This window comes from Mesorhizobium abyssinicae (assembly GCF_049887195.1).
Taxonomy (GTDB): Bacteria; Pseudomonadota; Alphaproteobacteria; order Rhizobiales; family Rhizobiaceae; genus Mesorhizobium; species Mesorhizobium abyssinicae.
The window spans coordinates 37,486-51,971 of sequence record NZ_JARAKC010000012.1; the positions used below are offsets into that span (position 1 = coordinate 37,486).

At 66.3% G+C, this 14,486-nt stretch carries 11 protein-coding genes; 6 read left to right on the forward strand and 5 right to left on the reverse strand.

Going from position 1 to position 14,486, the window contains the following annotated elements; all coding sequences use genetic code 11:
• The first annotated feature begins 315 nt into the window (after positions 1–315).
• The 4 genes from PU724_RS23150 (at position 316) to PU724_RS23165 (ending at position 5,204) form a co-directional block, all read left to right on the forward strand.
• A complete protein-coding gene (locus tag PU724_RS23150) occupies positions 316–1,176 on the forward strand; it encodes a carbohydrate ABC transporter permease (protein WP_126057345.1) in 861 nt (286 codons plus the stop codon).
• Complete coding sequence (locus tag PU724_RS23155; RefSeq protein WP_127286634.1) at positions 1,173–2,009, forward strand: carbohydrate ABC transporter permease; 837 nt, start codon at positions 1,173–1,175, stop codon at positions 2,007–2,009. Before PU724_RS23150 ends, PU724_RS23155 begins: the two co-directional genes overlap by 4 nt.
• Positions 2,010–2,019: 10 nt before the next feature.
• Positions 2,020–3,105, forward strand: coding sequence for an ABC transporter ATP-binding protein (locus tag PU724_RS23160; RefSeq protein ID WP_354423861.1), 1,086 nt, complete (start codon positions 2,020–2,022; stop codon positions 3,103–3,105).
• 65 nt (positions 3,106–3,170) lie between these two features.
• Entirely contained in the window at positions 3,171–5,204 is a 2,034-nt protein-coding gene (locus tag PU724_RS23165) for an aldo/keto reductase (RefSeq protein ID WP_354423863.1), read from the forward strand.
• Between the two features lie 431 nt (positions 5,205–5,635).
• Here PU724_RS23165 and PU724_RS23170 read toward each other — a convergent pair whose 3' ends face one another.
• Positions 5,636–6,064 carry an Lrp/AsnC family transcriptional regulator gene (locus PU724_RS23170; protein WP_292174821.1) on the reverse strand — a complete coding sequence of 143 codons (429 nt, stop codon included), beginning with the start codon at positions 6,062–6,064 and terminating at the stop codon, positions 5,636–5,638.
• A gap of 122 nt (positions 6,065–6,186) precedes the next feature.
• Between PU724_RS23170 and PU724_RS23175 the strand changes: the two genes are divergently transcribed.
• Positions 6,187–7,293, forward strand: a complete 1,107-nt coding sequence (locus tag PU724_RS23175; RefSeq protein ID WP_354423865.1) for a saccharopine dehydrogenase family protein — start codon at positions 6,187–6,189, stop codon at positions 7,291–7,293.
• Positions 7,294–7,461: 168 nt separating this feature from the next.
• On the opposite strand, the gene lpdA is transcribed toward PU724_RS23175, so the two are convergent.
• The 4 genes from lpdA to PU724_RS23195 all read right to left on the reverse strand — a co-directional run bounded on the left by lpdA (position 7,462) and on the right by PU724_RS23195 (position 12,678).
• Complete coding sequence (gene lpdA, locus PU724_RS23180; protein WP_354423867.1) at positions 7,462–8,859, reverse strand: dihydrolipoyl dehydrogenase; 1,398 nt, start codon at positions 8,857–8,859, stop codon at positions 7,462–7,464.
• Between the two features lie 236 nt (positions 8,860–9,095).
• The gene (locus tag PU724_RS23185) at positions 9,096–10,412 is read right to left on the reverse strand and encodes a dihydrolipoamide acetyltransferase family protein (protein WP_354423869.1); all 1,317 of its coding nucleotides are present in this window, start codon (positions 10,410–10,412) and stop codon (positions 9,096–9,098) included.
• A 17-nt stretch (positions 10,413–10,429) separates the two neighbouring features.
• A complete protein-coding gene (locus PU724_RS23190; protein ID WP_135859483.1) occupies positions 10,430–11,443 on the reverse strand; it encodes an alpha-ketoacid dehydrogenase subunit beta in 1,014 nt (337 codons plus the stop codon).
• 2 nt (positions 11,444–11,445) lie between these two features.
• Positions 11,446–12,678, reverse strand: coding sequence for a 3-methyl-2-oxobutanoate dehydrogenase (2-methylpropanoyl-transferring) subunit alpha (locus PU724_RS23195; RefSeq protein WP_127284088.1), 1,233 nt, complete (start codon positions 12,676–12,678; stop codon positions 11,446–11,448).
• Between the two features lie 554 nt (positions 12,679–13,232).
• On the opposite strand from PU724_RS23195, the gene holA reads away from it, so the two are divergent.
• Positions 13,233–14,279, forward strand: coding sequence for a DNA polymerase III subunit delta (holA, locus tag PU724_RS23200; RefSeq protein WP_354423871.1), 1,047 nt, complete (start codon positions 13,233–13,235; stop codon positions 14,277–14,279).
• The last annotated feature ends 207 nt before the right edge of the window (positions 14,280–14,486 follow it).

Genomic DNA, 14,486 nt, shown 5'->3' on the forward strand with positions numbered 1-14,486 from the left:
CAGAGATGCTGGTGGGCCAAATATAGGGCACCTTGCCGGACTGTTGGCGCTGCCCCTCGCCTGCCTGCCGGCATCCTCTCCCCGTATAGTGACGGGAGAGGGACGCTGCCGCCAGCGATTTCGCCAATCGCCTGCGTTGCGAGGCAGGATGCCAAGGCCGCGGCCAGCCCCTTCTCCCCGTCACTATACGGGGAGAAGGTCCCGGCAGGGGGATGAGGGGCGGCGCTGACCTGGCCAAATCGTGCTGCCCCACCGGCCGCATCCATATCAACACTGCCCGCCACAACAGGCGGCAACCGATCGAAGGAGGAAACGATGCGCCATCAGAACGCCACGGCCTATCGTTTCCTCACGCCCTATCTGCTGATCTTTTCCATCTTCTGGGTCTGGCCGATCATCAGCTCGTTCCTGATCTCCTTCCAGGCGACGCGCACCGTGCCCTGGCGCTTCGCGCCGACCTTCAACTGGGGCCGGCTGATCGGCGACCCGGCCTTCTACAACGCGCTGAAGAACACGCTGCTCATCCTCGTCATCCAGGTGCCGGTGATGATCTCGCTGGCCATCGTCATGGCGGTGCTGTTGAACTCGCCGCTGCTGAAAGTCCGCGGCCTCTACCGCTTTGCCTTCTTCGCCCCGGTGGTGGTCGGCGAGGTTGCCTATTCGGCGGTGTTCCGGCTGATGTTCAATCTGAACTTCGGCATCATCAACAAGCTCTTGAACAGCGTCGGCCTGCCCAGCGTCGACTGGTTCTCCAACGTCACGCCGGCCATGGCGCTGATCATGATCGCGGTGACCTGGCGCTGGGCCGGCTACAACGCCATCATCCTGCTCGCCGGCCTGCAATCCATCCCGGACGACGTCTATGAGGCGGCCACGCTCGACCGCGTCAGCAAGGTCAAGCAGTTCTTCTACATCACCCTGCCGCTGTTGAAGCCGATCATCGTCTTCTGCGCCGTGCTGTCGATCATCGGCACCATGCAGCTGTTCACCGAGCCGTTCCTGATCACCGAACGCGGCGGCCCCGGCGGCGGCACCGAGACGCTCGGCCTGCTGCTCTACCGCCAGGGCTTCCGCTCGCTCAATTTCGGCTATGCCTCGGCCGTCGCCTACACCATGGCGGGGCTGGCGATCGCCATCACCCTGGTGCAGCTCTGGCTGACGAGGGACCCGAAATGACCTCGCGCTCGCAAAGCCGGCTCGGCCGCGCAATCGCGCTGCATCTCTTCCTGACTCCGCTGGCGGTGATCTGGCTGTTTCCGCTGTGGATGATGGTGGTGTTCTCGACCATGCCCGACAACGGCATCTTCAGCCCCGGCATCGAGCTTCTGCCGCACGACAATTTCGTCGACAATTTCAACAATCTGCAGCGCGACACCAATTTCGTCGGCGCCATCGGCATCTCGGTTTCGGTGGCGGTGACCTACACCTTCCTGTCGGTGCTGCTCACCTCGATGGCCGGCTGGGCGCTGGCGCGCTATCAGTTCGTCGGCAAGGGCGCGGTGGTGGCGATCATCCTCGGCACCATCACGCTGCCCTATTCGGTGGTGCTGATCCCGCAGTTCATCATGGTGGCGCGCGACTTCCAGCTCGCCAACACCTGGATCGCGCTGATCGTGCCGCCGCTGTTCAATTCGCTCGGCGTGCTTTTCATGCGGCAGGCCTTCTCGATGATGCCGGCCGACCTGTTCGACGCCGCCCGCGTCGAGGGCGTCAAGGAGTGGCGCATCTTCCTGTTCGTCGCGCTGCCTTTGGCACGGCCGATGCTGGCCGCGCTCGCCATCATCCTCTTCCTCGCCTCGTGGAACAATTATCTCTGGCCGCTGCTGATCAACAGCCAGCCCGGTTCGATGACCGCGCCGGTGGCGCTCGGCACGCTGATCGGCCTGACCAAGGTCTCCTGGGGCGGCATCATGGCCGGCGCCGTCATGCTGACCGTGCCGATGCTCGTCGTCTTCGTGCTCCTGCAGCGTCATTTCATTGCCGGCATCGCCGCCGGCGCGGTCAAGTAGGAAAGGCGATATGGCAGCGGTCACACTCACCAATGTCGTCAAGCGCTTCGGCGGCTTCGGCGTCGTCCATGGCGCCAACATCGACATCGCCGATGGCGAGTTCGTCGTCTTCGTCGGCCCGTCCGGCTGCGGCAAGTCCACGCTGCTGCGCATGATCGCCGGGCTGGAGGACATCAGCGCCGGCGAGATCGCCATCGGCGGCAAGGTGGTGAACGATGTCGAGGCGGCCGAGCGCGGCATCGCCATGGTGTTCCAGTCCTACGCGCTCTACCCGCACATGACGGTGGAGCAGAATCTGAGCTTCGGCCTGCGCATGAACGGCAATCCGAAGCCCGACACCGAGCGGCGGGTGAGGCGCGCCGCCGAGATTCTCCGCATCGACGAGCTGATGCACCGGCGGCCGAAGCAATTGTCGGGCGGCCAGCGCCAGCGCGTCGCCATCGGCCGCGCCATCGTGCGCGAGCCGCAAGTGTTCCTGTTCGACGAGCCGCTCAGCAATCTCGATGCGGAGCTGCGCGTCCAGATGCGGGTCGAGATATCCAGGCTGCACAAGGAGCTCGGCGTCACCATGATCTATGTGACGCACGACCAGACCGAAGCGATGACGCTGGCCGACCGGATCGTCGTGCTCAAGGCCGGCAATGTCGAGCAGATCGGCGCGCCGCTCGATCTCTATGACGACCCGGCCAACCGCTTCGTTGCCGGCTTCATCGGCTCGCCGAAGATGAATTTCATGCCGGCGAGGGTGGTCGAGACCGGGCCGGGCGCGGCGACGGTCGAGCTTGTCAACCACGCCGGCGCGCGGCTGAGCAAGCCGCTCCATAGCACGCCTCCGGCTGTCGGCGCCGAGGTCGTGCTCGGGGTCAGGCCGGAACACTTCTTCGATGCCGGCAAAGGCGATTGCGACATCGCCGTCAAGGCCGATGTCGCCGAGCATCTCGGATCGGTGAGCTACGTCTACGCCGGTGCCGGAGACGACGAACTGATTATCGAGCGCGAGGCATCCAGGCAGCGGGCGAGCGGCGACCATCTGACGGTGGCGATCAAAGCCGACAAGGCGCTGCTCTTCGACACCAAGGGCGCGCGGATACGCTAGAGCAATTCCAATGGTCCATTCTTGCCAGATCGCGGATGCGTGGCGGCGACCCCAGGAGATTTGACATGACATCCAGACCGCAAAAGATTCGTTGGGGCATTCTCGGGCCCGGCAGCATCGCCAAATCCTTTGCCGGCGGCGTGGCGCAGTCGCGCACCGGCGAACTGGTAGCGCTCGGCGCCCGCAACCCCGGCAAGCCGGGCCTCGCCGAGACCTTCCCCGGCGCGCGCATCCTCGACGGCTATGAGGCGCTGCTCGCCGACGATGGCGTCGACGCCGTCTATATCTCGATCCCGCATCCCGGCCATGCCGAATGGGCGATCAAGGCCGCTGAAGCCGGCAAGCATGTGCTGTGCGAAAAGCCGCTGGCGCTCACCGCTTTCGAGGCCGACGCCATGATCCATGCCGCGCGCAAGGCCGGCACTTTCCTCGGCGAAGCCTTCATGTACCGGCTGCACCCGCAGACGTTGAAGCTGGTCGAATTGATCAAGTCGGGCGTCATCGGCGAAGTCCGCATGATCAAATCGAGCTTCGGCTTCGCCATGCCGGGCTTCATGCCGGAGCACCGGCTCTATGCTAACGACCTCGCCGGCGGCGGCATCCTCGATGTCGGCGGCTATCCTGTATCGATGGCGCGGCTGCTTGCAGGCGCTGCGGTCGGGCAACCCTTCGCTGAGCCCGACAAGGTTGTGGGCGCTGCCCATCTCGGCCAGTCCGGCGTCGACGAATGGGCCTCGGCGCTGCTGCAGTTTGCCGACGGCATCGTCGCCGAGGTTTCCTGCAGCATCTCGCTCAACCAGGACAATGTGCTGCGCATCCTTGGCACCAAGGGCCAGATCGAGGTGCCTGACTTCTGGTTCGCCGGTGGCAACCGCGACGTCGGGCCGGGCAGGATCGACCTGATCCGGCCCGACGGGAGCCGCGAGACCATCAGCGTCAACGAGACCCGCCATGTTTATTCCTTCGAGGTCGACGGCGCCGGCGAGGCGATCCTGGCCGGTCGGCAGGAATTCGCCTGGCCGGGCATGTCCTGGGCCGACAGCCTCGGCACGCTGCGCGCGCTCGACAAATGGCGCGCCGCGGTCGGGCTGGAGTACGAGATCGAAAAGCCGGCTAAGCGCGCCAACACCCTCTCCGGCCGGCCGCTGCGCAAGGATGGCAAGGCGATTGCCAAGCGCGCCATTCCCGGCCTGCCGAAGCCGGCGTCCGTGGTGGCGCTCGGCTTCGAGGACTTCCGGACGTTCTCCTCGGGCTCGATCCTGCTCGACGCCTTCTTCGAGGCCGGCGGCAATCTGTTCGACACCGGCTATGTCTATGGCGCCGGCTACACCGAGACGCTGCTCGGACAATGGCTGCGGAGCCGCGGCGTGCGCGAACAGTCGGTCGTCATCGGCAAGGGCGCGCATTCGCCGCTCTGCTACCCCGACGTGATCGGCAAGCAGCTCGCCCAGTCGCTCGACCGGCTGCAGACCGACCATGTCGACATCTATTTCATGCACCGCGACAATCCGGACGTGCCGGTCGGCGAGTTCGTCGACGCCATGGACGCAGAGGTCAAGGCCGGCCGCATCCGCGGCCCGTTCGGCGGCTCGAACTGGACCATGGAGCGCATGGACGAGGCGATCGCCTATGCCGAGCGCACCGGCAAGCAGAGGCCCGGCGCGCTTTCCAACAATTTCTCGCTGGCCGAGATGCTGGAGCCGATCTGGGCCGGCTGCGTCACCTCGTCCACCGACGACTGGAAGGCCTGGCTGACCGCCAGGCAGATGCCGAACTTCGCCTGGTCGAGCCAGGGCCGCGGCTTCTTCACCGACCGCGCTGGCCGCGACAAGCATGACAGCGAGGAGCTGGTCAGGGTCTGGTATTCCGAAAAGAATTTCGGCCGCCGCGACCGCGCCATCGAGCTCGCCAACCGCCTCGGCAAGAGCCCGATCCATGTCGCGCTCGCCTATGTGCTGGCGCAGCCCTTCCCGTCGGTGCCGCTGATCGGCCCGCGCACGCTTGACGAGCTGGAGGACAGTCTCAGGGCGCTGGATATCAAGCTGTCGGCGGAAGATGTCGCCTGGCTGGACAACGGGCCGGAGCGGCGCAGGGCGTAGGCTGCCTCGGGCGTTGAAAAGGAAGCGCAGCGTTCCTTCGCCCCCCTCTCTGCACTGCCGGGCATCTTCCCCTCAAGGGGGGAGATTGGCAGCTTCGATCCCGGCGCCTTTTCTGCAACATCGGCGATTGGCGAAAGCCGGCGTGACATCTGATCTCCCCCCATCGAGGGGGAGATGTCGCCGAAGGCGACAGAGGGGGTCGGTCCGACCGGGCGCGGCCTGTTCCTTTCCTCTCCCTCCGGAGGGGGGAGAGGTGGCGCTGCGAAGCAGCGACGGAGTGGGGGAAGCCGGTCCTCGAATGCGCTGCCGCTGACAATTCACCGCAGGCTTGAAATAGCAACTCGACCCCCACTCCGTCGAGCTTCGCTCGACACCTCTCCCCCGTTCGACGGGGGAGAGGACAGGTGCCGTTCACTCGCCTGCCGGCAGTTTCACCGATCGATCCGCGTCGACAGAATAATCGACGACGACGTCCGCTCGACCCCGTCCATAGCCCCGATCTGGTCGAGCAGCGCGTCGAGATCGCGGATCGACGGCGCGTCGACGATGACGATCATGTCGAAATTGCCGCTGACCGAGTGCAGCGTCCTGACCGGCGGCAGCGCCGCCAAGGCGCGCACCACCTTGTCGGCGAGCTTGGGCGTGACGGTAAGCAGCACATGCGCCCTGACCAGCCCTTGCTCATAGTCGGGCGACAACCGCACGCCGTAGCCCGCAATGATGCCGCGCTGCTCCAGCCGCTCGATCCGGCTCTGCACCGTGGTGCGCGACACGCCGAGCTGGCGGGCGAGCTCGGCGGTCGAGGCGCGCGCGTTGGCGCGCAGCAGCGAAAGCAGGGCTTGTTCGGCATCGCTGATCATTTCGACGATCCTTGTCGGCATATTGTTCTAAATGGCATTTCGCTTCGTACAATTCCACGCTTCCTTTCGACAGGCAAGCTGCGATGATCCCCGCCAATTTCGAAATGGCAGGGGTATTGATCATGAAAAAGAACATCGTTGTCGTCGGCGCCGGCAAGATCGGCTCGACCATCGCCGAGATGCTCGCCTCCACCGGCGACTATGGCGTGACGCTCGTCGACCGCTCGGCGGCGCAGCTTGCCGCGGCCGAATTGCCCGCCGGTGTCGAGACGCTTGAGATCGACATCGCCGCGCCGGGCGTGCTCGAGGCGGCGCTTGCCAGCAAGTTCGCGGTGCTGAGCGCCGCGCCCTTCCATCTCACCACGCGCATCGCCGAGGCGGCCGCCGCTGCCGGCGTGCACTATCTCGACCTCACCGAGGATGTCGTCTCGACCCGCCGGGTGAAGGAGCTGGCGCGCGACGCCGGGAGCGCCTTCATTCCGCAATGCGGGCTGGCGCCGGGCTTCATCTCGATCGTCGCCAACGATCTCGCCAGCCGCTTCGACACGCTGGAGAGCGTGCGCATGCGGGTCGGCGCGCTGCCGCAATATCCGTCCAACGCGCTGAACTACAATTTGACCTGGAGCACCGACGGCGTCATCAACGAATACTGCGAGCCCTGCGAGGCGATCGTCGAGGGCGAGCTGATCGAGGTACCGCCGCTGGAGGAGCGCGAGGAGTTCTCGCTCGACGGCGTCACCTACGAGGCCTTCAACACTTCGGGCGGGCTGGGCACGCTGGCCGAAACGCTGAAGGGCAAGGTGCGCACGCTGAATTACCGCACCATCCGCTATCCCGGCCACGCCGCGATCATGAAGGCGCTGCTCAACGATCTCGGACTTCGCCACCGCCGCGACGTGCTGAAGGACATTTTCGAGAGCGCGCTGCCGTCGACGCTGCAGGACGTCGTCATCGTCTTCGTCACCGTCTCGGGCCGCAAGAACGGCCGCCTGCTGCAAGAGACCTACGCCAACAAGATCTACTCGAAGCGCGTCGGCACCCTGGTGCGCAGCGCCATCCAGATCACCACCGCCTCCGGCATCTGCGCCGTGCTCGACATGCTGGCCGACGGCTCGCTGCCGGCCAGGGGCTTCGTGCGCCAGGAAGACATCGCGCTCGACGCCTTCCTCGCCAACCGCTTCGGCCGCGCCTACGCCCAGCACGAGATGGAAAGCCGACTGGCGGGGTGAGCTGTGCAATCTCCCCCCTTGAGGGGGAGATGTCGCCGAAGGCGACAGAGGGGGTCGCTTCGCGTGGAGCGCTAACCTCCATCTGTCGCAAGGGAGGTCGCGTCCGGTCGCACCGACCCCCTCTGGCCTGCCGGCCATCTCCCCCTCAAGGAGGGAGATCACACCTTTTCAAATATGCAGCGCCTGACCCAGCGCCTTGAGCGCCGCTTCCTGGAAACCTTCGCCTTGCGTCGGATGGGCGTGGATCGTTCCCGCGATGTCCTCCAGCCGCGCCCCCATTTCCAGAGCCAGGCCGAACGCGGCCGACAGTTCCGAGACACCTTGGCCAACCGCCTGGATGCCCAGCACCAGATGGTTGTCGGCGCGGGCGACGACGCGCACGAAGCCATCTTCGCCGAGCCTGGTCATGGCCCGGCCGTTGGCGGCGAACGGGAACTGGCCGATCTTGATCTCGCCGGCCAGCGCCTTCGCCTCGTCCGGCGACAGACCGGCGGTGACCAGCTCCGGGTCGGTGAAGCAGATTGCCGGGATCGAGCGCTTGTCCCAGCTTCTTTTGTGGCCGGCGACGATCTCGGCCACCATCTCGCCCTGCGCCATCGCCCGGTGCGCCAGCATCGGCTCGCCGGTGACGTCGCCGATGGCGAAGATGCCGCGCATCGAGGTGCGGCACTGCTCGTCGATGCGGATGAATTTGCCGGCCATGTCGAGGTCGATCTGGTCCAGCCCCCAGCCTTCGGTGAGCGGCTTGCGCCCGACGGTGACGAGGATCTTGTCGGCGGCGACCTTGGCGTTCTTGCCGTCTGCCGTCTCGAGCAGCAGCGCATCGCCTTTGGTCGGCACCCCCTTGGCCTTGGCGCCTGTCATCACCTCGATGCCGAGCTCGCCGAGCCGCTTCACCACCGGCCGGGTCAGTTCGGCGTCATATTGCGCCAGCACGCGCGGCAGCGCCTCGACCACGGTGACCTTGGCGCCCATTTTTGCGAAGGCCATGCCAAGCTCCAGCCCGATATAGCCGCCGCCGACCACGGCGAGCTTCTTCGGCACCTCGCTCAACGCCAGCGCGTCCGTCGACGAGATCACCGGGCCGCCGAACGGCAGGAACGGCAGTTCGACCGGCGCCGATCCGGTCGCGATCACCACCGTCTCGGCGCGGATCACCTGGGTGCCGGTCTCGGTCTCGACCTCGACGGTCTTGCCGTCGCGGAACGTCGCCCAGCCCTGCACGGTCTTCACCCTGGCCTTCTTCAGCAGTCCGGCGACGCCGCTGTTCAGCCGGCTAACGATGCCGTCCTTCCAGGCGATTGCCCTGACCAGATCGAGCGTCGGCACGGCGACCGAAATGCCGAGCGGGCTCTTGCCGCCGGCCATATGCGCCACCTTCTCGAACTCCTCCGCGGCATGGATCAGCGCCTTGGAGGGAATGCAGCCGACATTGAGGCAGGTGCCGCCCGGCTTGCCCGCCTCGACGATCACCGTATCGACGCCGAGCTGGCCGGCGCGGATCGCGCACACATAGCCGCCGGGCCCGGCGCCGATGACGAGCAGCTTGCAGGATATTTCTTTCATGACGTGGTCCTTCGATCCGAGGGAACGTTCCGTCGCGATCCTTCGCGCCCCCCTCTGTCCTGCCGGACATCTCCCCCACAAGGGGGGAGATCAGCAGCTTCGTCGTTTCGTTCATCCCTGCAACGGTGGAGATTGGCGAAGCCCGGCATGACATCCAATCTCTCCCCTTGTGGGGGAGATGCCTGGTAAGGCAGAGGGGGGCGCTGTCCCGCCGTCATCTCAATCGTCCCGCCCCACTAATCCACGAAAATCAGCGCCGGCGTCTCCAGCAGTGCCTTGATGCGCTGGACGAACACGGCGGCATCCCAGCCGTCGATGACGCGATGGTCGAAGCTGGACGACAGGTTCATCATTTTGCGCGGGATGAACTGGGTGCCGTCCCACACCGGCCGCACCATCATCTTGTTGACGCCGACGATCGCCACCTCCGGATAGTTGATGACCGGCGTCGTCGCCACGCCGCCCATGGCGCCGAGCGAGGTGATGGTGATGGTCGAGCCTGACAGCTCGTCGCGGCTCGCCGTGCCCGACTTCGCCGCCTCGGCCAGCCGGCTGACCTCGGCGCCGCACTCCCACAGGTCGCGCGCCTCGGCATGCTTGACCACCGGCACCACCAGCCCGGACGGCGTCTGCGCGGCGATGCCGATATGGACGCCGCCATGCTGGTGGATGATGCCGGCCTCGTCGTCGAAGATCGCATTGATGCTCGGCTGGTCGGCGATCGCCTTGACCATCGCCCGCATTAGGAACGGCAGCAGCGTCAGCTTTGGCCGGTCCTGCCGCTTCTCCTTGTTCAGCGTCGCCCGCAGCTCCTCCAGTGAAGTGACATCGATCTCCTCGACATAGGTGATGTGCGGGATGCGCGATTTGGCGAGCGCCATCTTCTCGGCGATCTTGCGCCGCAGCCCGATGACCTTGATGTCCTCGACAGTGTCCTTGCGGGCAAGCCCGGAGGTTTTCGCGACCTGCGGCCCGCGCGCCAGGAACGCCTCGATATCCTCATGGCCGATGCGGCCGGCCGGGCCGGAACCCGCGACCTGCCTGAGGTCGATGCCGGCTTCCCTGGCGCGCAGCCGGACGGCGGGCGAGGCCAAAGGCTTCTCGCCTTCGGGACGCGGCGCGCCGGAAACCAAGGCCCGTGCCGCCCCATTTGCGGGAGCTGGCGCCGGCTTGGCTTTCGGCTCGGCGACCTTTGACTGCGCCTTCGGGCTCGCCGGAGCGGCCTCGGGTTTCGGGGTTGGGAGCTTGGCCGGCGGTTCGGCCTTGATGGCCTCTTCCGCCGCATCGCCCTGCGGCTTCACATTGCCTTCGCCGGCAACCTTCAGCCGCACGATCGGCGAGCCGATCGCCACCGTGTCGCCGATCTCGGCGCCCAGCCACAGGATCTCGCCATCGACCGGCGAGGGAATCTCGACGGTTGCCTTGTCGGTCATGACGGCGGCCAGCACCATGTCCTCGCGCACGAGGTCGCCGACCTTCACATGCCATTCGACCAGCTCGGCCTCGGCGACGCCTTCACCGACATCCGGCAGCTTGATGACGTGCTCGCCCATGGTCAGGCCTCCCCTCTTCAAGCTTCCAGCGTTTCGACGAGCGCGCGGCCGACCCGGGCCGGGCCGGGAAAGTAGTCCCACTCCTGCGCGTGCGGATAGGGCGTGTCCCAGCCGGCGACGCGCACAACCGGTGCTTCCAGATGGTAGAAGCAGTGCTCCTGCACCAGCGCCGAGAGCTCGGCGCCGAAACCGGAGGTCAGCGTCGCCTCGTGCACCACCACGCAGCGTCCCGTCTTCGTCACCGAGGCGACGATCGTCTCGAGATCGAGCGGCAGCAAGGTCCTCAGATCGATGATCTCGGCGTCTATGCCGGTCTCCGCGGCCGCCGCCTCGGCGACATAGACCATCGTGCCATAGGCGAGCACCGTGACCGCGGCGCCCTGCCTGCGGATCGCCGCCTTGCCGAGCGGGACGGTGTAGTGGCCGTCGGCGACCTCGCCAAGATCATGTTTCGACCACGGCGTCACCGGACGGTCGTGATGGCCGTCGAACGGACCGTTGTAGAGCCGCTTCGGCTCGAGGAAGATCACCGGATCGGGATCCTCGATCGCCGCGATCAGCAGCCCCTTGGCGTCGGCAGGGTTGGACGGCACGATCACCTTCAGGCCGGAGACGTGGGTGAACAGCGCCTCCGGGCTCTGGCTGTGCGTCTGGCCGCCGAAGATGCCGCCGCCAGTTGGCATGCGGACCACGATCGGGCAGGTGAAATCGCCGTTGGAGCGATAGCGCAGCCGCGCCGCCTCCGAGACGATCTGGTCGTAGGCCGGATAGACATAGTCGGCAAACTGCACCTCGACGCAGGGCTTAAGCCCATAGGCGGCCATGCCGATGGCGGCGCCGACGATGCCGGCTTCGCTGATCGGCGCATCGAAACAGCGGCTCTTGCCGTATTTGGCCTGCAGGCCTTGCGTGCAGCGGAAGACGCCGCCGAAGAAGCCGACATCCTCGCCGAACACGACGACGCGCTCATCGCGCCCCATCGACACGTCCATGGCGTCGCGGATCGCCTCGATCATGGTCCGTCTCGGCATGGTCAGACCCCCGCCTGCTGGCGCTGTCGCCTGAGATGCGGCGGCATCTCGGCATAGACGCCCTCGAACATGTCGCGCGTCGACGGCTTGCCGCCCGCATGCAGCGTGCCGTGGCTCTCGGCCTCCTTCTGCGCCGCGATCACCGTCTCGAGGATTTCGGCTTCCGCCTGGGCATGGCGCTCGTCCGACCAGACGCCGCGCAGGATGAGATGGTTCTTCAGCCGCACGATCGGGTCGCCGAGCGGCCAGGCATCGGACTCCGCCTTCGGCCGGTAGGCGGACGGGTCGTCCGAGCTCGAATGCGCGCCGACGCGGTAGGTGACATATTCGACCAGCGTCGGCCCGAGATTACGGCGCGCCCGCTCGATCGCCCATTTCGCCACCGCATGGACGGCGAGATAGTCGTTGCCGTCGACGCGCAGCGAAGGGATGCCGAAACCGAGGCCGCGCGCCGCGAAAGTGCCGGAGCCACCACGCGCAATGCCCTGGAAGGTCGAGATCGCCCACTGATTGTTGACGACATTGAGCACCACCGGCGCCTTGTAGGTCGAGGCGAACACGAGTGCTGCATGAAAATCGGACTCCGCCGTCGAGCCGTCGCCGATCCAGGCGGCAGCGATGCGCGAATCGTTGGAGATCGCCGAAGCCATCGCCCAGCCCACGGCCTGGATGTACTGCGTCGCCAGATTGCCGGAGATCGAGAAGAAGCCGTGCTCCTTCGACGAATACATGATCGGCAACTGCCGGCCCTTCAGCGGGTCGGCCTCGTTGGAATAGATCTGGTTCATCATCGTGACCATCGGATAGCCGTCGGCGATGAGCAGGCCGGCCTGCCGATAGGTCGGGAAGTTCATGTCCCCCTTGGCCAGCGCCTTGCGGAAGGCGCAGCTCACCGCCTCCTCGCCGAGATGCTGCATGTAGAAGGAGGTCTTGCCCTGGCGCTGCGCCATCTGCATGCGCTGGTCGAAGCTGCGCAGCGTCATCATGTGGCGCAGGCCTTCGAGCAATTCCTGGTCGGAAAGCAACCCGGCCCACGGCCCGACCGCCTCGCCATCGCGGTTGAGCACGCGGATGATCGAGAACGCCATGTCTCGGATGGTGCGCGGATCGACATCGATCTCGGGGCGCGGCGCCGATCCGGCCTTGGGAATGGTCACATTGGAGAAATCAGGCGTGCCACCCGGCCGCACCTCGGGCTCGGGAACATGGAACCGCAACATTCCAGCATCGGCCATGACCTACGTCCTCCAATGTTGCCGGTGCGATACTTGCACATCCGCGCCGCTAATTCATCGGCCAGATGACTGGCCGTCCCCCGGCTTCTCGGCTGATCAAGGCCGATACGGCGCGCTGGCGACAAGATGCAGATATGACGGCGAAATTTCTTGTCGATGTTTTCGCCCGCCGCGCAATTTGGCGAATGGCTGTGACCGGTCTGGCGCAAGAGCCTGAAATGCCCGGACCACGTAGGCGTTCGGGTAACTGTCGAGGCCAGTGCTGCCCCTCACCTGCCTGCCGGCATCCTCTCACGGCATAGTGACGGGGAGAGGGGCGCTGTGTCCCCCGTTTCGCCAATCATCAACGTCGCAAGAAGGGCGCCAACGTCGCGGCCATCCCCCTTCTCCCGTCACTATGTGGGGAGAAGGTGCCGGCAGGCGGATGAGGGGCGGCGCCGGCGGTCAGCTATGAATCATCCGACATCGAAACAATCGCCGCGCGAGCCAGATAGGCCTCTGCAAGTTGCCGAAACTCTGGTTCACCCGCCCCGCCTCATGCTAACTCACCCCGCATGGCACAGAAGAAGGGATACGAGGTCGATTCGTGGCTGGCGCGGCCGGACGCGGCCATGTCGATCGTCCTGCTTTACGGACCCGATCGCGGGCTCGTCGCCGAGCGCGCCCGGGCTTTTGCCGGCAAGACCGGCCTGCCGCTCGACGATCCGTTCTCGGTCGTCAGGCTGGACGGCGCGGAAGTCGACCGCGACCAGGGCCGCCTGCTCGACGAGGCGCGCACCGTGCCGATGTTTTCCGACCGGCGGCTGCTCTGGGTGCGCAACGCCAGCGGCCAGAAGGCGCTGGCCGACGACGTCAAGGCGCTGACATCGGAGCCTGCGCGCGACGCGATCATCCTCATCGAGGCCGGCGACCTGAAGAAGGGCACCGGCCTGCGCGCCATCGTCGAGGCCGCCGGCAACGCCATCGCCCTGCCCTGCTATGCCGACGAGGCGAGGGACATCGACACCGTCATCGACGACGAACTGCGCAAGGCCGGCATGTCGATGACGCTGGAGGCGCGCCAGGCGCTGCGCCGCAATCTCGGCGGCGACCGGCTGGCGTCGCGCGGCGAGATCGAGAAGCTGGTGCTCTACGCCCACGGCCAGAAGGAGATCGGCTTGGACGATGTCCGGGCGACCTCCGGCGACGTGTCGGGCGCGTCCTTCGACGATGCCGTGGATGCGCTGCTGGACGGCAAGATCGCCGATTTCGACACCGCTTTCACCCGCCACTGCCAGGGCGGCGGCCACCCCTTCCTGGTGCTGTCGGCGGCGATGCGGCAATTGCAGGCGATCCAGGCGATGCGCAGCCAGATGGAAGGCGGCGGCCGCAACGCCGCCTCCGTCGTCGCGGCCGCGCGCCCGCCGGTCTTCTTCTCGCGGCGCAAGCTGGTGGAAAAGACGCTGGAGCGCTGGAACGTCGAGGCGCTCGGCCGGGCGCTCAACCGGCTGCAGACAGCGGTGCTGCAGACCCGCAAGCGGCCGGACCTATCGGAAGCCCTGGCGCGCCAGGCGCTGCTCGGCATTGCGGTCGAAAGCGCGCGGCTGGCGCAGAGGGGCTAGCGACTTGGCTGCCGTGATCGCAGCCCCGCCGATTGGCGAAAGCCGCGGCCCCGCCAATCTCCCCCCTCGTCGGGGAGATGTCCGGCAGGACAGAGGGGGACGATGTCCCGCCGGCCTCTCTTCGTCATCCTCGGGCTTGACCCGGGGATCCATGCCGTGACCTCGACCGGAGAGCGCAACGGTCCAGCATTCCGTAACCGCAGCAAG